Origin of the sequence: Pseudomonas sp. UMAB-40 (assembly GCF_900095275.1) — a bacterium.
Taxonomy (GTDB): domain Bacteria; phylum Pseudomonadota; class Gammaproteobacteria; order Pseudomonadales; family Pseudomonadaceae; genus Aquipseudomonas; species Aquipseudomonas mandelii_B.
Map to the genome: position 1 here is coordinate 69,081 of NZ_LT607574.1, position 19,639 is coordinate 88,719.

21 protein-coding genes and 2 pseudogenes are annotated in these 19,639 nt (G+C 56.9%); 13 read left to right on the top strand and 10 right to left on the bottom strand.

What is annotated here, in order from left to right:
- Positions 1 to 79: 79 nt before the first annotated feature.
- The 3 genes from K0F88_RS27480 to K0F88_RS27490 all read left to right on the top strand — a co-directional run bounded on the left by K0F88_RS27480 (position 80) and on the right by K0F88_RS27490 (position 2,660).
- Positions 80 to 532 carry a thiol-disulfide oxidoreductase DCC family protein gene (locus K0F88_RS27480; RefSeq protein ID WP_219097311.1) on the top strand — a complete coding sequence of 151 codons (453 nt, stop codon included), beginning with the start codon at positions 80 to 82 and terminating at the stop codon, positions 530 to 532.
- Positions 529 to 897 (top strand): DoxX-like family protein, encoded by a 369-nt coding sequence (locus tag K0F88_RS27485; protein WP_219097312.1) that lies wholly within the window; start codon positions 529 to 531, stop codon positions 895 to 897. Before K0F88_RS27480 ends, K0F88_RS27485 begins: the two co-directional genes overlap by 4 nt.
- A gap of 128 nt (positions 898 to 1,025) precedes the next feature.
- A complete protein-coding gene (locus tag K0F88_RS27490) occupies positions 1,026 to 2,660 on the top strand; it encodes a hypothetical protein (RefSeq protein WP_219097313.1) in 1,635 nt (544 codons plus the stop codon).
- Positions 2,661 to 2,728: 68 nt separating this feature from the next.
- On the opposite strand, the gene K0F88_RS27495 is transcribed toward K0F88_RS27490, so the two are convergent.
- The gene (locus K0F88_RS27495) at positions 2,729 to 3,328 is read right to left on the bottom strand and encodes an HD domain-containing protein (protein ID WP_219097346.1); all 600 of its coding nucleotides are present in this window, start codon (positions 3,326 to 3,328) and stop codon (positions 2,729 to 2,731) included.
- A gap of 327 nt (positions 3,329 to 3,655) precedes the next feature.
- Between K0F88_RS27495 and K0F88_RS27500 the strand changes: the two genes are divergently transcribed.
- Entirely contained in the window at positions 3,656 to 4,720 is a 1,065-nt protein-coding gene (locus tag K0F88_RS27500; protein ID WP_219097314.1) for an alpha/beta fold hydrolase, read from the top strand.
- A gap of 79 nt (positions 4,721 to 4,799) precedes the next feature.
- On the opposite strand, the gene K0F88_RS27505 is transcribed toward K0F88_RS27500, so the two are convergent.
- The 4 genes from K0F88_RS27505 to K0F88_RS27520 form a co-directional block, all read right to left on the bottom strand.
- Entirely contained in the window at positions 4,800 to 5,258 is a 459-nt protein-coding gene (locus K0F88_RS27505; protein WP_094467943.1) for a metallophosphoesterase family protein, read from the bottom strand.
- Between the two features lie 19 nt (positions 5,259 to 5,277).
- Positions 5,278 to 5,868, bottom strand: coding sequence for a DUF4157 domain-containing protein (locus K0F88_RS27510; RefSeq protein WP_094467944.1), 591 nt, complete (start codon positions 5,866 to 5,868; stop codon positions 5,278 to 5,280).
- 90 nt (positions 5,869 to 5,958) lie between these two features.
- Positions 5,959 to 6,123, bottom strand: a complete 165-nt coding sequence (locus tag K0F88_RS27515; protein ID WP_094467945.1) for a DUF2986 domain-containing protein — start codon at positions 6,121 to 6,123, stop codon at positions 5,959 to 5,961.
- Between the two features lie 175 nt (positions 6,124 to 6,298).
- Positions 6,299 to 7,435 carry an alkene reductase gene (locus K0F88_RS27520; RefSeq protein ID WP_094467946.1) on the bottom strand — a complete coding sequence of 379 codons (1,137 nt, stop codon included), beginning with the start codon at positions 7,433 to 7,435 and terminating at the stop codon, positions 6,299 to 6,301.
- Positions 7,436 to 7,525: 90 nt separating this feature from the next.
- Between K0F88_RS27520 and K0F88_RS27525 the strand changes: the two genes are divergently transcribed.
- Both K0F88_RS27525 and K0F88_RS32615 read left to right on the top strand, forming a co-directional pair.
- Complete coding sequence (locus K0F88_RS27525; protein WP_094467947.1) at positions 7,526 to 7,891, top strand: helix-turn-helix domain-containing protein; 366 nt, start codon at positions 7,526 to 7,528, stop codon at positions 7,889 to 7,891.
- A gap of 1 nt (position 7,892) precedes the next feature.
- A pseudogene (locus K0F88_RS32615) lies at positions 7,893 to 7,985 on the top strand (GNAT family N-acetyltransferase); the annotation flags it as partial.
- Positions 7,986 to 8,018: 33 nt separating this feature from the next.
- Here K0F88_RS32615 and K0F88_RS27530 read toward each other — a convergent pair.
- Positions 8,019 to 9,017, bottom strand: coding sequence for an acyltransferase (locus tag K0F88_RS27530; RefSeq protein WP_094467948.1), 999 nt, complete (start codon positions 9,015 to 9,017; stop codon positions 8,019 to 8,021).
- A 249-nt stretch (positions 9,018 to 9,266) separates the two neighbouring features.
- Positions 9,267 to 9,608: a hypothetical protein gene (locus K0F88_RS27535; protein ID WP_094467949.1), complete on the bottom strand. Its 342-nt coding sequence runs from the start codon at positions 9,606 to 9,608 to the stop codon at positions 9,267 to 9,269.
- A 208-nt stretch (positions 9,609 to 9,816) separates the two neighbouring features.
- Between K0F88_RS27535 and K0F88_RS27540 the strand changes: the two genes are divergently transcribed.
- A complete protein-coding gene (locus K0F88_RS27540) occupies positions 9,817 to 10,053 on the top strand; it encodes a hypothetical protein (protein ID WP_094467950.1) in 237 nt (78 codons plus the stop codon).
- 105 nt (positions 10,054 to 10,158) lie between these two features.
- Entirely contained in the window at positions 10,159 to 11,334 is a 1,176-nt protein-coding gene (locus K0F88_RS27545) for a GGDEF domain-containing protein (protein ID WP_219097315.1), read from the top strand.
- Here the strand turns inward: K0F88_RS27545 and K0F88_RS27550 are convergent.
- Positions 11,321 to 11,704, bottom strand: coding sequence for a VOC family protein (locus K0F88_RS27550; RefSeq protein ID WP_219097316.1), 384 nt, complete (start codon positions 11,702 to 11,704; stop codon positions 11,321 to 11,323). The two genes, K0F88_RS27545 and K0F88_RS27550, sit on opposite strands and share 14 nt — an antisense overlap.
- Before the next feature lie 196 nt (positions 11,705 to 11,900).
- On the opposite strand from K0F88_RS27550, the gene K0F88_RS27555 reads away from it, so the two are divergent.
- Positions 11,901 to 12,383 (top strand): HIT family protein, encoded by a 483-nt coding sequence (locus tag K0F88_RS27555; protein ID WP_219097317.1) that lies wholly within the window; start codon positions 11,901 to 11,903, stop codon positions 12,381 to 12,383.
- Between the two features lie 603 nt (positions 12,384 to 12,986).
- Here K0F88_RS27555 and K0F88_RS27560 read toward each other — a convergent pair.
- Positions 12,987 to 14,660 carry a cyanophycinase gene (locus K0F88_RS27560; RefSeq protein WP_219097318.1) on the bottom strand — a complete coding sequence of 558 codons (1,674 nt, stop codon included), beginning with the start codon at positions 14,658 to 14,660 and terminating at the stop codon, positions 12,987 to 12,989.
- A 381-nt stretch (positions 14,661 to 15,041) separates the two neighbouring features.
- Between K0F88_RS27560 and K0F88_RS27565 the strand changes: the two genes are divergently transcribed.
- The 4 genes from K0F88_RS27565 to K0F88_RS27580 all read left to right on the top strand — a co-directional run bounded on the left by K0F88_RS27565 (position 15,042) and on the right by K0F88_RS27580 (position 19,506).
- On the top strand, positions 15,042 to 15,818 hold the full coding sequence (locus tag K0F88_RS27565; protein ID WP_219097319.1) for an ABC transporter substrate-binding protein: 777 nt from the start codon (positions 15,042 to 15,044) through the stop codon (positions 15,816 to 15,818).
- 58 nt (positions 15,819 to 15,876) lie between these two features.
- Positions 15,877 to 16,998 (top strand): succinylglutamate desuccinylase/aspartoacylase family protein, encoded by a 1,122-nt coding sequence (locus K0F88_RS27570; RefSeq protein WP_219097320.1) that lies wholly within the window; start codon positions 15,877 to 15,879, stop codon positions 16,996 to 16,998.
- A 69-nt stretch (positions 16,999 to 17,067) separates the two neighbouring features.
- Entirely contained in the window at positions 17,068 to 17,994 is a 927-nt protein-coding gene (locus tag K0F88_RS27575; protein WP_219097347.1) for a MurR/RpiR family transcriptional regulator, read from the top strand.
- 609 nt (positions 17,995 to 18,603) lie between these two features.
- The gene (locus K0F88_RS27580) at positions 18,604 to 19,506 is read left to right on the top strand and encodes an alpha/beta fold hydrolase (protein ID WP_257605370.1); all 903 of its coding nucleotides are present in this window, start codon (positions 18,604 to 18,606) and stop codon (positions 19,504 to 19,506) included.
- Here K0F88_RS27580 and K0F88_RS33070 read toward each other — a convergent pair.
- Positions 19,441 to 19,578, bottom strand: a pseudogene (locus K0F88_RS33070) (hypothetical protein); the annotation flags it as partial. The gene K0F88_RS27580 and the pseudogene K0F88_RS33070 overlap by 66 nt on opposite strands.
- Between the last annotated feature and the right edge of the window lie 61 nt (positions 19,579 to 19,639).

The following is a 19,639-nucleotide window of genomic DNA, read 5'->3' on the forward strand; positions in this document are numbered from 1 at the left end:
AGGCTGGCGCTTCCCGTAAAGACTTCCGCCCAGGCACGCGGGTATGATCCGGAACAATCCATCCCCCATGGCCCCCTCTATGCCCGCGTCCATAATCCGGTCCTCACCCGCGCCATTACTCCAGCCAGGCGAAACCGTGGTCTTGTTCGACGGCGTCTGCAAGCTGTGCAACGGCTGGGCAAGGTTCCTGATCCGCCACGACCGCGACCAACGCGTGCGCTTGGCGGCAGTGCAATCGCCCGAAGGACAAGCGTTGCTGGCGTGGGCAGGTTTGCCCCTGGATCAATTCGATACCATGGCCGTGATCCGCGACCGGCACTACTGGGTGCGTTCGGATGCCGTCTTCGAAGTCATCGCCCAATTGCCCGGCGCCTGGCGTCCATTGAGACTGTTGCGCGCCTGCCCGCGCACGCTGCGGGACTGGGTCTACGATCGCATTGCGCTGAATCGATATCGGCTCTTTGGAAAATACGACACCTGCCTGTTGCCCACGCCCGACCATGAGCGTCGATTTTTGAAAGCGCCAACGTGAGCGCCTTGAAACGCACCCACTGGATCGCCCGGGGAAGCCTGGCGTTCATGTTTGCCTACCATGGTCTGGTGCCCAAGCTGCTGTGGCTGAGTCCAGGCGAGCGGACCATGATTCAAGCCCATGGCATCCATCAGGTGGAGTTGTTTGCCTATGCCGCCGGAGTCGCCGAGATTGCCCTGGCCTTATGGCTATTGCTCGCGTCACGCATTGCCTGGCCGTTGATCATCGCCTCGGCGGCGCTGGCCGGCCTGCTGCTGGATGTCGCGATTTTCAATTTCTCCATGCTCAGGGATGCCTTCAATCCCGTAACCCTCAATGTAGCCGGACTGGCGCTGTGTGCGGTGACCTGGAATAGCAGGGCTTGATGGGATCTTGATAAGCAAGGTCTCCGCCATCGCCTTACGCCGCGGCGATGGGATAGGATACGCCCCCCGTTTTTTTCATTCGCACGCCAGCCCAAAAAGATCCATGGGCGCGGAAACAGGACGTTCACATGACCATGGAAACGTGTTCACTGGTAGGGTTCACCTTCCAGTGCTTTCAGCTCAATAGCACTGCGCCCAAGTTTTTTGGATTCTCGGAATTCATCGCAGGCCTGGCACTGATGGTGTTGGTCTGGACCACCGTCGATGTGCGTTACAAGTTTCGTATCGCCACTGCAACCTTGCCTCTGAGAGGCTTGTCGTTATTCGTCACTTTCAGCGTAGGCATCTTGGCCCTGTTGACTGACCTCTGGCGCGCCAAGCAAGGCTGGGTTCCCTCAGGGCCCCTGTTTACTCCCGAGTCGTGGCAATTCTGGCTGGGTGCGGCTTTCCTCCTGACCATTTTCATCTGGCTGTGGTCCGCGTTCATTCGCCCGGCCAAGTTCAACCGATTGAATGCCAGCCGTTTCGTCAAAACTCTCGAGGCCAGCATTATGCGTGGCTCGCCAACGGAGCTGGCGATCGTAGCGGATGAACTGTCCAGGTCTGTCGTCAGGATCGTCCAACATGCCACGACCTCCCCATCTGAACTATCCGGTGCCGACCGGCTTCTGCTTGCCATGGGCAGCCCAAAGTTCTGCCGAGCTACGGTCGAGGGCGCTCCGGGATTGATTAACGATCTGTTCCGCGAGATGAGCCGGCAACGGAAGTACCACCTGTGTGTCGAGATTTTCACCAAAAACATCGTGACCGCCGCGATCGACAATAAGGCCTCGTTCCTCTACAGCGAGACGGACTACTACGAATCGGGCTCGGAAGGTATCACCCGAACTGTGACATCCGCACTGTGCGGGGACCCTAAGCTGGTTGAAAGCATCTCCACACTCCTTTCCCCCACCTATTCGCGTCGCACGCCATGGGACATCGATCAATGGCGGGCCTATTACCGCCTGGTGCTCGAAGCATTCATCAGTCATGTCGCAAGCAACGCGCCAAGGCGGGCGGCGGCACTGCACGGGGCGCGGATGAGAGTCACGTCAATCGTCGACGAATTGAACGACGACCTCCAATTGACGCAGTTAAAGATTCACGATGATCTTTACTTACGTTTGACGGCATTGGGTGACCTCATCAGGGATATGGTCACCGTTCTTGACGAGCGCATGTCAGCGAAGTTGCCGATTCCGCAACACGCTACCGAAGACATTGTGAAATTGATTTGTTCGTTGATCGAAGACGCATCACGCGTAAGAAAACCGAGAATTGTCGCGCGTCGCATTCATCATGAGCTCATATGGAGCGGTATTCTGAACTCCCACGAGCTCAGGACAACGATCGGCCAACACATCCAGCAGCAAGTTCATGGTTGGCTGGAGCGCACGATACATCAATGTCCCGACCTGGACAGCTCAAGGCTGTTAGGTTACAGCCTCAACGTCCTGGGTTTTTACCCCGTGAAAGAGGCTCAAAAATACGGCATGTACTGGCGTTCATTTCATATGCGGCTGTTGGAGTGGACGAAGGAAAATATAGCGACACTCATAACGCGATTTCCGGGAATGGAATACGATTGCTTCGTCGAAGGTATGCGTTACGACGCTGAGCACTGCCGCCTCGTTCTGGAATATCCACCTGATGAAAAGGGTGAGATCCACCGCGATTATCTCGATGTGCAGCTCTGTCAGGAAACAACTCCCCCCGCTTAGTCGCCGCAGCTTTGATCCGCCGGAGGCATATCTGCCGTGCAAAACACCAGAAACGTTGAGAGCATGACTCACCGCTCCCAACGCGAACTCAGGATAACGCTGCAAAGATTCACCCGCTGGAAACCCGGATCCTTGTAAGCCAGGAAATCATCGTTGAAAGTCCCGAATGTACTCTGGGGCCGATGCTGCAGCCCGTGATAAAACGCGTCGATCATCTGATGGGCAAAGTCGGTATCGCGAGGATAGGCAGCGATCACCGCTTCGCGTTGTTCGTCCGTGAACAGCTCAAAACCACGCCCCGCCACGTCCATTCCCGCGCCGGCCTGCACCAGGGCAATCTCTGAATGCATGTGTTCTGGAATGCCCGGCGTCGTATGGAGCGCGACGGCGTTCCAGACTTTCTCGATGTCGCCTTCGGCGATGTGATGGCCTCGTAGGAAATCGCGCGCGGCATTCGCACTGTCCACCTCGAAGCGAAGCTGACTCTCGCGATAGATCGAGGTCAGGCCGAGGTCGTGGAACATGGCAGCGACGTAGAGTAACTCCGGATCAAAGGCCTGGCCCTTGCGCTCTCCGAGCAACGCCCCCCAAAAGTAGACACGCGTGGAGTGGGAAAACAGCAACTCGCTCTCGGTATCGCGAATGAGCTGCGTCACCTCGCGGGCCATTTTGCTGTCAGGGATTTTCACGCTGAAAAGGTTGTTCGTCGCCACGGTTTATCCTCTGTCACAGATCGGCCCGTTGATCTGGAAAAGGGTACGCGTCGCCCGGATCGCAACACAGCGCCAATGTCGGGAATTTTGAGTGCACCAATGGCCGCTATTTCACCGCGCCGGCGTGTATCACAGTGTGTACGACTATCCTCTTGATACATCCGTTTTCACCGGGCCTGGGTTTCGACACAGGCCAGATACGTCACCGCGTTGAAATGCATTCAAGGTTTCAAGGGGCTCAGCCAGATCCCCTGGCCAACGGCTTGCAACGGAGACATCACCATGAAGATGGCAATGCAAAACAACATCGGCAATACCCGCCGCCGCTTGGCCAGCTCGTCGATCCTGGCGTTTGCCCTGTTCGGCGCGCTCGGCGTGGCGCACGCGCAAACGCCTGCCGCCGCACAGCAGGCGGCAATCACGGCAGAAGCCACTTATTCAACACCCTCCCCGTTCGGCCCGCTGAAGCACATCAAGGCTGGACTGCTGAACGTGGCCTACGCCGAAACTGGCCCGGCCGACGGGCCGGTGGTGATTCTTCTGCACGGCTGGCCCTACGACATTCACAGTTATGACGAAGTCGCCCCGCTGCTTGCGGCGAAGGGGTATCGCGTATTGATGCCGTATGCGCGTGGCTACGGTGATACACATTTCCTGTCCGATAAAACCCTTCGCAACGGCCAACCGGCCGCGTTGGCCAGTGACGTCATCGACTTCATGGATGCCCTGAAGATCAAACAAGCGGTGCTCGGTGGCTACGACTGGGGCGCGCGCTCCGCCGACATCGTCTCGGCGCTGTGGCCGGAACGGGTCAAGGCGCTGGTTTCGGTCAGCGGCTATCTGATCGGCAATCAGGCGGCCGGCAAGAATCCACTGCCGCCCAAGGCGGAATTGCAGTGGTGGTATCAGTTTTACTTCGCCACCGACCGCGGTCGCGCCGGGTATGAGAAAAACACCCATGACTTCGCCAAGTTGATCTGGCAACTGGCTTCGCCAAAATGGGCGTTCGACGACGCCACTTTTGACCGCAGCGCCAAGGCCTTGGAAAACCCCGACCACGTCGAGATCACCGTCTTCAACTACCGCTGGCGCCTGGGCATGGTCCAGGGCGAGCCTCAATACGAGGCGCTCGAACAGAAACTGGCCATGGCGCCGTCCATCAGCGTGCCGACCATCACCCTTGAAGGCGATGCCAACGGTGCGCCGCACCCTGCCCCCGAGGATTACGCCAAGCGCTTCACCGGCAAATACGAGTTCCGGCTGATCAGCGGCGGCATCGGTCACAACCTGCCGCAGGAAGATCCACAGGCGTTCGCCAAGGCGGTGATTGATGCGGATCACCTTTGAGGCCGATCTGAAATAGCCCTTTCACAACGACGGCTCGTTTTATCAACGAGCCGTTTTTTGTTAGAAAAAACCCCAGACATTATTCGAGCAACGAGACCAGACGCGGCTCCAGGGACATTTCGAATACATCCAGCACCGCCAACGTCACCGGCAACTTGAAACGCCGCCGCCCCGCACTGCCGGGATTGAGGTAAAGCTGTTCGCCACGCCACTCTATCCTTGGCTTGTGCGAATGACCGGTAATCACCAGTTTGATGGCTGAGTCGAGCGCGGCCGGGAGATCGGCGATGTCATGCACCAGCAGCGTTTCCCATCCGTCGAGATCGAAACGAAGAAGGTCGGGGATTTTTTCTGCCCATGGGGCGTCCAGGTCATTATTCCCGCGGACGACGTAAAGCGGGGCGATAGCGTTGAGTTGATCGAGAATGTCGGCGTTGCCAATGTCGCCCGCGTGAATGATCCGCTCACAACCCGCCAAGGCAGCCAGGGCTTCAGCGCGGAGCAAGCCATGGGTATCGGAAATCACACCAACTTTCATGCGCCGCTCCAGATCAGGTTCAAGGATGAGTTACAGCTCCGTCCCGCAACGTCCGCCTGACCTCAGCCTGTATGGCATAAGCCGGCGCCTCCACCGCATTGAAATCTTGTGTATAGCGCTGGGCAAATCCTTCTACCCCCCATTCCTGAAACTGCTGCACATGCTTGAGTTCGTGAGCCCAGAGCACGATGTTCTGTTCTGCGGTTTCAGCATCCCGGAAGAGGATGATGTCGATCAGCGTCACGGCACCGACATCGGGGTTTTGCAGCATGGCAGTGGCGGCGTTGAACTGGCCGTTATCGCTGACTTTGTAGCGTGCGGCATCGAGGACGCTGGGGTCGTACCAGCGCAGCAGTTGCTCCCGGATGTGCGGTGGAATGGGTTGCAGGCCGGTGATGGCGGCGTCAGCGCGGGCTTGGGTCAGCCACAGTGCCAAGGCCGGCGCGGCGATCTGGTAGAGGTCATCGGTCAGCCCCATGTCTGGCAGGCAAATGCAACTGTCCAGGCACACTTGCTTCTCGCCAGCCGGGCAGGTGCCGGTCTGGGCTGGCACTTCAAGCGTCAGGCACAGAACAAACAGCGCCACCAGGCGCGTGATGATGGGCGGCATTGGACGCTCCTGGGACGGATGCGGCGCGAACAGTGAATCGGCGTGCCGGCAAACAATCGCTGGACACGACAGACCGCTGTTTCCTGCAACTCACTCGCTCTCAGAGGAGGTGATGGGATCGAGACTGGATTCAGCCGCGAGCTTCAATCGGTCAGCCTTGCTGATGTATTTAGACTTGCTTGCCGGTGCCAGTTTGGCACTGGCCTTTTTGGCGTGCGCCTTTAATAGCTGCTTGATTTTTTTTTGACGATTCATGATTTTCCACTCGGTGTGTCAGCGCCCGAATGATATCAGCTTAAATGGCCGGACCCGATCCCCGGGGTGCGCACAGGGAGCACAACGCGGCAATTGACGGCAAATCGCAGGCGCTGGCAGAACCCGCCACCGAACGCCTGCCACCGCCGCAGTCAGTCTAAGGCTGCGTAAAGCATTACCCGAGTGAATAGGCGGGGAAGTCCGTATAACCGACCTCGCCGCGTCGGGTGTAATACGTTGATCGGTCCGCTTCGGCTAACGGCCAGCCGTGTTTGAGACGCTCTGCAAGGTCCGGGTTGGCGATAAAGGGTCTGCCGAAGGCAATCAAGTCCACCAACCCGGTATCGAGCGCAGCCTGCGCGTTGTTGCGATCAGTGAATCCGCCACACCAGATGATTGTGCCAGTGAACGCCGCCCGAACCTTGGCCAGCAGAGCGTGGTCGAGGTGGTTCGTTTTGAATTCGGCCAACTCCATGTTTTCCTCAGGCATCAGCTCGTAGACCAAGTGCAGATAGGCGACGCCGAGACGACCCAGACGCTCAGCCACGTACAGCAAGGTTTCCTCGGTCAGCGGGTCCGCCGGAATACCGTTGAACTTGCCGAACGGCGACAGGCGTACACCCACACGCCCCGGCCCCCATTCACGCACCGCCGCTTCAACGACTTCCAGCAGGAACCGTGTACGGTTTTCCACGCTGCCGCCTCCATATAAATCGCTGCGCGTATTGAGCACCGAGTTCATGAACTGCTCGAACAGATAGCCATTGGCACCATGGATTTCGACACCGTCAAACCCGGCCTCCCGAGCGTGGATGCAGTCCTGGGTAAACGTGTCGACCAACGCCATCACTTCCTCTGGCCTCAGGCGCCGAGGTTTACCTGCCGGGATATGGTCCAACTTGCCGTCCGGGCCGTGGGCAAACACCTGCGATTCAGCTCTTTCGTCGGTCACGCCCCAAGGCGCCTCGCCGTTCGGCATGAGCGATGGATGAGCCATCCTGCCGACGTGCCACAGTTGCAGAAATATCGTGCCGCCGTTGCGGTGAACCTGATCGGTGACCAGACGCCAGCCCTGCCGTTGGGCTGACGTGTAGATGCCGGGTGTCATGGCGTAGCCATTGCTGGACGGAGCAACGTCCGTTGCCTCGGCGACGATCAGGCCGGCACTGGCTCGCTGCCCGTAATAGGTGGCCATCAATTCATTGGGGACGTCCCCCTCGGACGTCCGCGTGCGCGTCATAGGGGCCATGACGATGCGGTTTTTCAGCAGTACGGTGCCACCAACCAACTGAGATTCAAACAGGTCTATCATTGGGCTTCCTTCGGGTCGGATCTGATCGGAGGGAAAGCGTACTGTTCGTAAATCGAGCCTATCTACACACCGTTTAGTCAGTGGTACCCAATGAAGACAATCAATAGACTGCCGGGCTTGCCGATCGAGCGCACGCTGGCTGTGCTCTCCGGGCGCTGGAAGGGAGTCATCCTTCATGTGCTGCTGGACGGACCGCAACGCACCTGTGATCTGGAGAAGCGCATCGTCGGCGTTTCACAGAAGGTGTTGATCGAGCAACTGCGAGCGCTTGAGGAACACGGGATGGTGAGCCGGCAACCCAGCGCCCAGGATCGTCAGGGGATCGAATACCTGCTCACCCCGCTGGGTGAAAGCCTGCGGCCCATCCTCGAATCGTTGATCGAATGGGGTGTCCATCACGCTATGGAACTCGACGAGGCCCATCGGCTGCTGCCCTGTGAGGCGGTCGTTCGATGAAACAGCTGCTGACTATTGGCAAAGCCAGGGCTGGCAGCTCAGGTCTGATATCGATCGGTACTCGTTTACCCGATCGGATAATGAAAACGTATGACCGAGAAAGACCGGCATAACGCCAGTGACAGTACTAAGCCGCTGTTTCGCCGCCTTGCGGTTTAACCGCGCCATACCTGACACCAGCCCGAAGCGCATGACGGAGTTTCAGCGCCGGTCGCTCGATGGAGTAGTACGAAACGCAACTGAACCCGAACGACAGGACCAGAACGGCTGCAACGATGTGCGCGTCGTAGGCAACCGGCCAGAAAGCGCGCAGGAAGTACATCACCACAAAGTGGTTCAAAAACACGCCGTAGCTGATGTCCCCGAGGAACTCGTCAACCCGATGAAACTTGAGTTTCGTCAGCACGTACACGGCCGGAATGCCTAACGCTATGCCCGCTGTCACCTCCGCGTTAAACGGCCGGCGCTCGATCAATCCCGCTTCGATTGCCGCAAACGTCAAGGCAGCCGCCACGGCAGTGCCAGCAGCGATCGCTAATCCCTTCGCCTGCGGTTTGTACAGGTAGCTGCCGCACAGGAACATGAACAAGGCGCCCGGCAACAGGCGATAGCCGTACACATCGGTGTTGATGAAACCAAGACACGCGGTCATAAACACGGCGACAGACACGGCAAACGCAACGCCCCTCACCTTGTAGATCATCAGGAAAGGAATCACCAGGTAGAAACACATCTCGAGCCCCAGTGACCAGGCCGGCGGCAAGATCAGCGACCCTGCGATTCCGAACATATAGAAACCGAGGGGCACCATAGTGAGGCTCGCCGCGATGTTCCCGAGCGTCAGCTCGGCGGCTTGAGGCGTGCCGGGCAGCAGGCAATAGATCACGGCGCAGGATGCCAGGAAGTAGAACAGGAACTGCGGGTAAAGCCTCAAGGCCCTGTCCATGTAGAACAGGCCGATTTTCTCCGGCGCCTTATAATTGCGCTCGATGAGCGAGGTCATTACGAAGCCGCTGATGATCAGAAAGGAAATAACGGCAACCACGCCGGGGTTAAGCCCCGCGAACGTCTTGCCCATATGAGAAACGGCCACAAGAATAGCCAACAGCAAACGATAAGCGCCCATTTACACCCCAGACGTCCTTGTATTTATGGCGCGTAAACTACGATGCTTTTCGTCCAGAGGACAGGATTATTTCGTGCTGCACAAACCTGCCTACATCTGCGCGATATCGACCAGGCGATCCGGGCCGTGTTGGGCCATTCAAATTGGCCCGCGCAAAAAAAGCCCCGCAACCGAAATGCGGTGCGGGGCAGAAAATTGGTTGGTTGCGGCCAACCAAAGGAGCGCTTGAAAAACGTTTACAGGCCGGGGTCAGATGCAATCCTGGGCGGCGCGTCCAAAACTCGAAGGCAGTAAATTCGAGGCCAGCAGGTGTCGCTCGTAGATGAACACCTTGCCGCCACTGCCGGCCTTGTAGGCTTCCAGCACGTTGTCCGCAGAGACTTTGCTCGGCACCACGATCCGGTAGCTGCGCTGGGTCTGCGAGACGGTCGGGTTCAACGCACTGCCCTGCAATTTCGGTACGACGCATTCGGCGTACTGGGCGGGCGTCTTGCGGGTCTGCAAGGTCAGCGTCGGGTCGTTCGGCGCAGAGGCGCAACCGCTGAGCAACAGAGAGGCAAACGCCATGGCAGGCACAAATAAAGGGCGCATGGATGTCATCCTGAAAATAAAAAGTCCGGGTTCATCACGCGACGGGACAGCGTCACGGGCGGTGTTCGATGGGGGCGATTTTCCGGTTAATTGCGCCAAAGCAGAACTTGTGTTTCTTGATTGTCACTATTGCCTCCAGCAATAGTTGCGCACCGTGCAGACTCGTACACACTCAATCACAACCGAAAAAGATTGATGAGGCCTCTCCTTGAGAACGTTTGACCTGATCCGCGACGCCGTTCTGCCCGATTTCCGTGACCGGGTAGCCGAGTACTTGATCGAGTACGAAACCGTACTGCTGTGCGAAAACCCACCCGACCCGGAGCTAACCCGTGCCACCGCCAACCAGTTGCGTGGTTATTTGCGCGGGTTGAACACCACGCGGGTGTTGGGCATGGCGGATTGGGAAGAGCTGGATCGTCGGGTGGTGAATACGTGGCTGTAGCGCCCGACCAATGACAGGCTCGGCGATTCGCGCCTGATGCTGTCCAGACCCAGGCTCGCTTACAATCGCCCCGTCCTTCCCAAAGCCAGACAGGTCTGTCAGGAAATGCCGCTCGACCCTCCCACACTGTTGACCCTTTCGATCGCCCTCGCAGCGGCCGCCGCGCTGTATCTGGCCATCGAATGGCGCAGCATTCGTGAGCCTTCGCTGCTGCTCTGGAGCGCCGGGTTTGCAACGATCTCCGTGGGCAGCACCCTCGCCTTGCTGCGCGTCAGCGGGTATCTCCTGATTGGCATCTGGTTCGCCAACGGCCTGTTGGTGACCGCGCACTTCCTGTTCCTGCTGGGCGTCGCACGTTTCACCCAAACACAGCTGTCCCGTGCCTGGTACCTGATCTTCGTCGCCTGGTTCGCCATGCTGTCCTTGTCGGACGGGGAAATGTGGTCGAAGGCCATGTTGCTGGTCAACTCGTTGCTCGTGGCGCTGTCGACGCTCAGGGCCAGCTTTCTGCTGCGTCCCCATGGCAAGTCCTTGAGCGTCGGTGCGGTGCAACTGCGGTATGTGCTGCTGGCCCACGGGATTTTCTACGTTGCCAAGGCATTGACCGCCGTGATTCCCGGCACGCTGATCGATCTGACGGCGTTTCGTGGCGAGATCATTCAGATTTCCCTGGTCGAAGGCGCCATGGCAATCATGCTGATCGCCTTGTCGATGACCGGGACCGAGCGCTACCGGCGCGAAAAACAGATCGCACGGTTGGCCGAGCGGGATCCATTGACCGCCCTTTACAATCGCCGAGCCCTCGAATTGCGGGCGCCGCGTCTGTTGGAAAAGGTCTCGTCGACCCGACCCGGTGCCTTGCTGCTGATCGACATCGATAACTTCAAACTGGTCAACGACCTGTACGGCCATGCCGCAGGCGACAGGCTGCTGGTGGCGCTGAGCGAGATGATTCGCTCGTTACTGCCCGAAGAGGCGTTGGTGGCCCGCTTGGGTGGAGATGAATTCGTCATTCTGCTGAACAACGCATCGACCGAGCGCATTGTCGAACTCGGCAATACGCTGCGTGACCGGTTCCGCACCACGTCCTCTCAAACGTTCGCCACGCCCGACGCCGTGACACTGAGCATCGGCGCCACCCTGTTCGACAAACCGCCCGTCAGCCTGACGGCGCTGATCGAACAAGGCGACGCGGCGCTCTACGAATCCAAACGTGGCGGACGCGACAGCCTTCGGCTGACCGGGCTCTTATTGCCGGTGGAGTCGCTTAATCGGGACTGAAGCAATAGGCCGCCAGTTTGTTGCCGTCCAGATCACGGGCATAGGCCGCGTAGGCATTCGGTGCCCAGCCACGCGGTCCCGGCAGGCCTTCACAGGTACCGCCAGCGGCCAATGCGGCAGCATGAAACGCGTCGATGGCGGCACGCGTCGGCGCTTCGAAACTGATGGTCACCCCATTACCGACACTGGCAGGTGCGCCGTTCGCCGGTTTCAGAACGAAGAAAGACGGCGCGTTTTCGCCCCAGATAGAACCGTTGTCGCCGAGGTCGGCAATGCGCTTCTGGCCCAGTTCGCCCAGTGCGTTGTCGTAGAAACTGCGGGCGTTGTTCAAATCATTGGTGCCGACTGTAACGTGAGTGAATACGCTCATTTTTTAGCTCTTCGTCAGGTGGAGAATGACGCGCAGTACGGCGTCGGGGTTTGGCCAAGAATGTGCCCCGAGCATTTGAAAGAACAGTGATGAATCGGCATTAATCCGATGTGGGAAGCGCATAGACACAGAGGTGGCCTTCACAACAGTCGATGCCTTGATACTCTGTGTGCCCCACGATCATGGACATCAGCACATGGAAGTAGCACCACACTTCGTCATTTTTGAAACCACCCATTGGCTACTCAATCATCACCTGTCGTCGGCGCTTCCCGGCTATCTGATGCTGGGGTCGAAAACTCACGTCAACTCGCTGGCTGAACTTCCCGAGGATGCACTGGCGGAGTTGGGTGGGCTGATGGCCAACATCCAGAAAACCCTGGAATGGCAGCTAAAGCCGAAATGGCTCTACATCAGTCGATTCGGTCACGACCCTGGTTACCCCATCCACTTTCACTTCATTCCCGTGTACGCCTGGGTCGAAGCGCTTTTCTGGAAAGATGCCCGGTACAGGCTGTTGCAGACATTCGCCAGCGACGAAAACGCCCTGTCACTGACTGACGGAGCGGAACTTACGCTGTTCATCTGGCGTGAATTTGGGGAGAGTCCTGAGCCGCCGGCAGCGCAAGGGCCGTCAATCAAGCAGGTTATTGATGATCTACGCATAGCATTCAGATAGCGGCAGCAAGTGTCCGTTCGGGGTCGATGTCCTTCGTGAGCGGTAACTATTGGTCGGTCACGAAGGGCTGCCGTAAAGCTTAGCCGTCGCACCGTCACGATTCATGCACAAGCCGTTCGCGAAGATCAGCTGGACGAGATGTAAAAATTGGAAATCATCCCGTCTTTTTTGGCATGCAGACCTTCTATTGGGGTGACTGGCACCGAGACGTCACCATGGGCACAATTGCTCAGGCAACAACTCTGAAGGCCATCCGCCCGAACAACTGAACGCTTCCAAACACAAAGTCCGGTTGTCCTCGGACCAGCAGACAAAAACGCCCCGTTGACTCAGCGAGGCATGATCGAATGTCCAGCACCGCTCCTTCATTTCATTTGCCCATCGCCCCTCTAGCGAACACTGAATGATCGAGTAAAAGCCAGCGTTGGTTTTCTCGCGTGCAATCACTCGAAACATTGGGTTATCACTCTTTGCCGAAGCCGAACCTATTTCTTCGCCAGCAAACAGGTTAGAGAGCGCGAAAATCTCAATCTGGTCGAGGGGCATCTGAGTCACTTCATTTAGTCAACGCGCATCGACTGCGTAGCCGAACAACAGCCGACTTCAAGATTTGTCTCCAAGATCGTATGCCTGGGCGATCAGTTCGGCCACTTCATCACGGCGTACGGTCGCAGCTTTACTCGACTCAGGTACCACCGTTGTGACACGACCTTGAGCAACCAAAACCTTGGCGGCTTCAACCCACTCTTCTCGGGTGACCGGTTTGTTCGCTTCAAACGCCGGCCCACTTTTCATCCAGCCATTTGAAACCACAATCTCGACTTGATCTAACAAAGGGGAATCCGCTGGCAGATCAGTAAAGACCGCTTGCTTTTCGACCTTCATCTCACCGGCCAACGTCATCTGCAACGTGTTGGCTAACTCCCCTCGGGTAATGGCACGAGCCGGCTCAAAGGCATTGGCCTCATTACAGGTCATCAGCCCACGGAAAACCACCGCGCGCACTGCGCTGGATGCCTGATTCGCCGGGACGTCGGTGGGCAGGCTTTTTTGCGGAGGTCTCAACCAGGCGTCAACCGGCGTGACGTCCAGACTCACGCCCTGTGCGGTGTAGTTGGTCAATGAGTCATAGGTTTTGCTGTGAGCAACAAAACCTGGGGCCTTGGTAAAATCAAACCGATAGCCATAATGGTAACCATTGGAAGGATTGTATCGAGTCATCAATCCAGACTGACGGGTAGCTGTGTTGTCCGCCAGACCATACAGCACTGCACGGCGCATCGCCGCCACTGCCGATAAGTCCGTGATCATTTGGTTACCCACAAGGTACTCATCGCCTGGCTTGATGACCTCCTTGCCTTCCGCCGGTGAAACCGCGTTTGTCGAAAGGCTGTAGCGATCGCCGTTGCCAAGCATCGCGAGTTGCACGTTATGCAATTCAGTCCCGTAGACGCCGAACTGCCTGGTTGCATGGCTGGCGTCCATCACCGTCAAATAACCTTCACCAATGACCTCGATCTGACCGTCTGGCTTCACCCACATGGCCGTGTTGGTATCCAACCCGAAACCCTTGCCGCGCTGGTCGCCTACCAGATAACTGGCCATGCGCGCCGTTCGCCCGGTACTGGTCTCTTCGAGCTGATCCAGGTGCTGATCGATTATCCCGGCCTTGAATAAGCCAGAGCCTTTGAGCAATGCCGCACCGCGGTGCCCAGCGGACTTCGCGACACCAAAGTCCAGCGTATCCATGACAACGCCGTAAGCCGTCGGCATCTGCGCACCGAGAATACTTGCGCCCGCGCTGGTGCCGCCGATTACTCCGCCCTGCTCATACACTTTGCGCACGGCTTGCATCGCCAGCGAATCACTTCCATCGGCGTTAAACAGCGCTTTGGCAATTCGCGCTTGATCCCCGCCCACAAACCATACGGCGCTTGCTTCAGCGATTGGCCTGACGGCCTCGGGGTCGTTCATGGTTTGTGCGTAGTTTTTGCTATCGATCGACGCAATCGTGACGTGCGAAGCCGGCACACCCAATGCCACTAGCTCGGCTTGAAAGCGCTTGCTCGAACCCAGGCTGCCACTGGCGGTGGGGAAAATCACAATCTTTGCCGCACCAGACCCGCCCGCCAGATCCACGAATTTGTGATACACGGGCAAATTGCTCGCCCTCAGCATGCCCCCCACCGCCAGTAAATGGCCATCCGCGAGCGCCGATGTCGCTGAAGAAGCGATAACCAACGCGGCCAACACCCTGCCCTTTCTCACTTTGCTCATCCGTATTGCTCTTTTTGTTGGGGAGAACATCAACGGCTTCACAGCCGATCCTGATAGTGCCTATCTGAAAATTTTTCTATCAAACTGACACCAAGTGAAATCTTATACGCCGCATTTTTTTACTGATCAAGACCTCTGATCTGAGCTGAATAATTCACATAACCGCCAATAAATTAGTTTTAATCGTTATTTATCAATTACTTATATTCCGCTTATGAAAAGCTTGGCGTCTCACCTAATAATATTATTATTTTCTTGTTTTACATTTTGTGAAAATAATCGTTTCATTACAGCTGTAGCCGCATCCAATCCTAATCAAACGCCGTACGTGCTCGTCGACTGCATTCACCCTCCCTGATACCCGCTATAAGGAGTAGTAAAATGAAAACAATCACACTTCTCGGCGCCGTGGCGCTGACTGCCATGAGCACATTCGCGATGGCAGAAGAACAGACACTGCGCATCGGTATCGAAGCGGCTTATCCGCCCTTCGCGTCCAAAACAGCAGACGGCGCAATCACCGGTTTCGACTACGACATCGGCAATGCGCTGTGCGAGAAAATGGCGGTCAAATGCGTATGGACTGAACAGCAGTTCGACGGATTGATTCCATCGCTCAAGGTGCGCAAGATCGACGCAATCCTCTCCTCCATGTCGATCACGCCCGATCGTCTTAAATCGGTCGATTTCAGCAAAAGGTACTACCACACCCCTGGCAAGCTGGCGATGAAGGCTGGCACCGTCATCAACGACCCGCTGGTTGACCTCAAAGGCAAGCGAGTAGGCGTTCAGCGCGCTTCTACCTACGATCGCTATGCCAGTGACAAATTCGCCGCGGCGGGTATTGAAGTCGTGCGCTACGGCTCCCAAGGTGAAGCGTTCCTGGATTTGGCGTCCGGACGCCTGGATGCGACTCTTGCCGACATCGTCAACATCGATGAAGGCTTCATCAAAACCGACGCAGGCAAAGGTTTCGCATTGGTAGGCCCCGACTTCACCGACAACAAATACTTCGGCAACGGTGCGGGAATTGCGGTACGCAAAGGCGACTCCGCAACCGCTGAAAAACTCAATGCCGCCATCGACGCCGTTCGCGCAGACGGCACTTACCAAAAGATCCAGAACAAGTATTTCAACTACGACATCTACGGCGGCTGATCACTTGAGCAGGAGTTGTGATTCAGCGACTCCTGCTTGCCTTCTTCAGGAACTCTCCATGGAACACATTGAGCACTTGCTGCCTTGGGGCAGCCCGGGTATCGAACGACGTCTGTCGGTTTTTCGTTTTGGTAGCGGCCCTCGTAAAGCCTACATTCAGGCGTCGCTGCACGCGGATGAATTGCCAGGCATGCGCGTAGCGGTCGAGCTGAAAAAGCGCTTGCGCGAGCTGGAGCAAGAAGGTCGGCTGAACGCGACGATTGAACTGGTTCCGGTGGCTAATCCCATCGGGTTGTCACAGATGTTTCAAGCCACTCATCAGGGGCGATTCGACTTTGCCAGCGGCAAAAATTTCAATCGGGATTTCCCGTCACTCGGTGAGACGGTGGCTGCCCGGGTTACCGGACGCCTGAACGGCAAGGCCAAGGATAATGTGGAGGTCATCAGAGCGGCCATGCACGACGTGCTGAACGAGCTGAACGAGCTGCCGCAAGCGAACTCCCCGCTTGAAGGGTTGCAACGCCTTTTGTTGACTCACGCCTGTGATGCGGATGTGGTGCTTGATCTGCATTGCGACTTTGAGTCCATTCTTCTGCTTTATTGCCTGCCACAGCTTTGGGACTCACTTGAGCCATTGGCTAATCGCCTCGGCGCCGGCGCGGCGTTGCTGGCAGAAGCAGCCGGCGGCGATTCCTTTGACGAAGCATGCTCCACCCCTTGGCTCCAATTGGCCAGGCAATTCCCAGACGCAGCCATTCCGATGGCTTGCATGGCGACGACCTTAGAACTGGGCGGTATGGCGGACACCGGTCACGTCGCGGCCGAAGCTCACGCTGAAGCCATACTGGCGTACTTGGGTGACCTGAAGATGATCAGCGGCGACTGGCCAAAAGTGCCCCCCTCGTACTGTGAAGCCACGCCATTTGCAGGCGCGCAGTATGCTTATGCGCCACACGCAGGGGTCGTATCGTTCCTGGAACCATTGGGTGCGCGGGTGAACAAAGGGGACGCGCTCTTTGAGGTCTTCGATCCGATAACTGATATCCATACACGCGTTTGCGCCACCACGAATGGCGTTCTCTATGCCCGAGAGCGTCTAAGGTTTGCTCAGCCAGGCCTGTGGCTAGCCAAGGTCACGGGCAGCGACCCCATTCGCCAAGGGCGACTCTTGACCGATTGAGGCGACACTCCCGTGAATTCGCTCGCTTCAGATACACTGGGGCAACTGATCGACAGGCCGGCCCAACCTATGCTCCAACCTCCTCGCAATGCCACCGTTTATACAGCCCCTATCATGCGCAACCTCGCCGAGGCTGCACCGGATTTACAACCTTCACTGCGCAAGGTGGCTGACTTCATCTTGCGTCATCCGTTGAAGGCCGCAACCCTGACCATCGAAGAGCTGGCGCAGGAGTCTCTGACGTCACCGGCTGCGGTCAATCGGCTTGCGCGCGCCATAGGCCTGAAGGGCTACACGCAATTGAAGGTTGAACTGGTGGCGACCTTGCAGGACATGGTTTCGCCTGTCGACAAATTGCGCAATGAGATGGCCCATCGGCCCTCGGGCGAATTCGGCTTGACCGAACAACTTCAAATCGCAACCAGTAACCTGAGCACGACCAACACCAACAACCCTTCAGAAGTGTTCGAAGCGTTTGTCAGTGCCCTGATTCAGGCGCGTAAGATTTATATTCTTGGTTTTGGAAACAGCGCGTACATGGCGGGACTGGCAGCATCCAACCTGATTCCCTTCATTGCTGATGCGCAGGCAATCAGTATGGAAGGTGGCAACGAGAACGCAGCCTATCGATTGGCATCCATCACACCCGCCGACGTCCTTCTGGCGATCTCGCTGCCCCGTTACTCCCAGGACACACTGCAATTAGCGAGGTTTGCCAAAGAACGGGGAGCCTCAGTGCTGGCCATCACCGACTCGCCAGCATCGCCTTTGGCCAACATCGCTCATCACACACTGTTTGCTGCGGCGAACCATCCGGTGCTGATCAGCTCAAACTCGGCTGTTTTAGCGTTGATCGAGGGGTTGGTCGCTGCCGTTATGACGCAGAACAAGGAAGCGGTCAGGCTTTCTGCCGAGCTGACAGAAAGCGTGCTGTCCTACCTGCATGTTTCAGCGAATAGCAAGCCAAGCTCGAAGAGAAAGCCGCTTAGCCGTTAACACGTGTGAGAAATGGCTATTGCGACACAGTTGACGCTCGGCAATGTAACTTCAGTTGCGAAGGCTCGGCGAGTTAATCGTAGGCGTCCGGCAAAGTCACCTTCCAAACCCCTGCAATACGGGCGATGTTCTCCACTTAAAAATACGTGGACACGATCGCCCTTATCCTCAGGATTGCCATGCGCTAGAGGCCCTCATGGTGATCAGCCAAAACGCGAATACACGATATGTGCCCACGACTCCAACCCGATTGCACTTCGCGAGTGTGAGTTGCTGTCAGAGTGTTTTCAGATCGGAACTGCCGAGTTCGTGCTGCACCTTCAAATACCGCCACCGCGAAGCTGTCTATCTCAGCGTTACACCGTGGCCAGGCGGGCACTCTTTCACGAGGTGAAATACCGCATTGTCATGACTAGCCATTCCGCTCATCCAGCGATTTATCGACAATAAGACTGAGCGCACAAAACAATAATGCGCGCAAACCCGGGTCTTTCGCAGAGTGCCTCTGCACCACAGTGGAGTACGGTGATGCACCTATTTAAATACCTCGCGATGGTGGCATTGCCAATGCTTTTCGGCTTCGGACACGCCCAAGCTGAATCCCCTAAAATGCAATACCACCAGGTAACAGTTGATGGGGTCAATATTGCTTATCGTGAAATTGGTGACTCTCGTTACCCCGCAGTGCTGCTACTGCATGGAGTACCCAGCTCTTCGCGAATGTATGAAGCACTCATGAAGCAATTGGGCGACCGATTTCACCTTATTGCTCCTGACTATCCAGGCTTTGGCAACAGTGCCGCCCCATCTCCGGAGCAGTTCCAATACACCTTTGATAACCTTGCAAAGGTCATGGAGCATTTCACCGATATCGTTGGACTCAAGCGTTACAGCCTTTTCATGCAGGATTATGGCGCTCCCGTCGGTATGCGACTTGCTATGGCGAGACCACAGGCAGTGACCTCGATGGTTTTCCAGAATGGCAACGTCTACGCTGAAGGATTAGGCAAATTGTGGGACACCCGCAAAGCATATTGGGCGGATCGCAACGCCTATGAGGCAAAGTTCCAAGCTGCTCATTTGTCTGTGGACGTGACTCGCCAGCGCCATATCGGCAGTGATCCAGACGTAACAGCATACGACCCAGACCTTTGGCAAGACGAAGTAGCCTTTCTCAATCGCCCCGGTGAAGGCGCTATCCAAATGGAACTGATTTACGACTATCGCACCAACCTTGAAGCTTATCCGACGTGGCAGAAATGGCTGCGCGAACATCAGCTACCTACACTAGTAATATGGGGTAAGCACGATTTAGCTTTCACCGTCGCAGGAGCTGAAGCCTTTCATCGGGATCTTCCTAAGGCGCAGATCGCAATCCTCGACGGTGGGCATTTTGTGATGGATACCAGGCTGCTAGAGGTGGCCAATCTCACCCGCCAATTCCTAAGGAACGGCATCCGCCCTGGCCGTCAGGAAAACCGCGGTACCTTGAACCCGATGCGAGGGCTGTGAACGAACGCTGCTGATGAACAACGGCAGAGGCAGTGCGATCCCGTCCAACCGCTCGACGGTGATTTTCCGTCCGCTTCAAAACAAAAAACATTCAATCCTTAATTGCCATTCCCGCCTGGATTTCGGCGCCCCC

Bases quoted from the DNA above. Each gene is read 5' to 3' on its own strand.
- K0F88_RS27480 (WP_219097311.1), top strand. From the start codon at position 80: ATGCCCGCGTCCATAATCCGGTCCTCACCCGCGCCATTACTCCAGCCA.
- K0F88_RS27520 (WP_094467946.1), bottom strand. From the start codon at position 7,435: ATGATAGACCTGTTTGAATCTCAGTTGGTTGGTGGCACCGTACTGCTG.
- K0F88_RS27560 (WP_219097318.1), bottom strand. From the start codon at position 14,660: ATGAGCAAAGTGAGAAAGGGCAGGGTGTTGGCCGCGTTGGTTATCGCT.
- K0F88_RS27570 (WP_219097320.1), top strand. From the start codon at position 15,877: ATGGAACACATTGAGCACTTGCTGCCTTGGGGCAGCCCGGGTATCGAA.
- K0F88_RS27510 (WP_094467944.1), bottom strand. From the start codon at position 5,868: ATGCCGCCCATCATCACGCGCCTGGTGGCGCTGTTTGTTCTGTGCCTG.
- K0F88_RS27555 (WP_219097317.1), top strand. From the start codon at position 11,901: ATGGAAGTAGCACCACACTTCGTCATTTTTGAAACCACCCATTGGCTA.
- K0F88_RS27565 (WP_219097319.1), top strand. From the start codon at position 15,042: ATGAAAACAATCACACTTCTCGGCGCCGTGGCGCTGACTGCCATGAGC.
- K0F88_RS27505 (WP_094467943.1), bottom strand. From the start codon at position 5,258: ATGAAAGTTGGTGTGATTTCCGATACCCATGGCTTGCTCCGCGCTGAA.
- K0F88_RS27530 (WP_094467948.1), bottom strand. From the start codon at position 9,017: ATGGGCGCTTATCGTTTGCTGTTGGCTATTCTTGTGGCCGTTTCTCAT.
- K0F88_RS27515 (WP_094467945.1), bottom strand. From the start codon at position 6,123: ATGAATCGTCAAAAAAAAATCAAGCAGCTATTAAAGGCGCACGCCAAA.
- K0F88_RS27525 (WP_094467947.1), top strand. From the start codon at position 7,526: ATGAAGACAATCAATAGACTGCCGGGCTTGCCGATCGAGCGCACGCTG.
- K0F88_RS27490 (WP_219097313.1), top strand. From the start codon at position 1,026: ATGACCATGGAAACGTGTTCACTGGTAGGGTTCACCTTCCAGTGCTTT.
- K0F88_RS27580 (WP_257605370.1), top strand. From the start codon at position 18,604: ATGCAATACCACCAGGTAACAGTTGATGGGGTCAATATTGCTTATCGT.
- K0F88_RS27550 (WP_219097316.1), bottom strand. From the start codon at position 11,704: ATGAGCGTATTCACTCACGTTACAGTCGGCACCAATGATTTGAACAAC.
- K0F88_RS27575 (WP_219097347.1), top strand. From the start codon at position 17,068: ATGCTCCAACCTCCTCGCAATGCCACCGTTTATACAGCCCCTATCATG.
- K0F88_RS27545 (WP_219097315.1), top strand. From the start codon at position 10,159: ATGCCGCTCGACCCTCCCACACTGTTGACCCTTTCGATCGCCCTCGCA.
- K0F88_RS27500 (WP_219097314.1), top strand. From the start codon at position 3,656: ATGAAGATGGCAATGCAAAACAACATCGGCAATACCCGCCGCCGCTTG.
- K0F88_RS27535 (WP_094467949.1), bottom strand. From the start codon at position 9,608: ATGCGCCCTTTATTTGTGCCTGCCATGGCGTTTGCCTCTCTGTTGCTC.
- K0F88_RS27495 (WP_219097346.1), bottom strand. From the start codon at position 3,328: ATGGCCCGCGAGGTGACGCAGCTCATTCGCGATACCGAGAGCGAGTTG.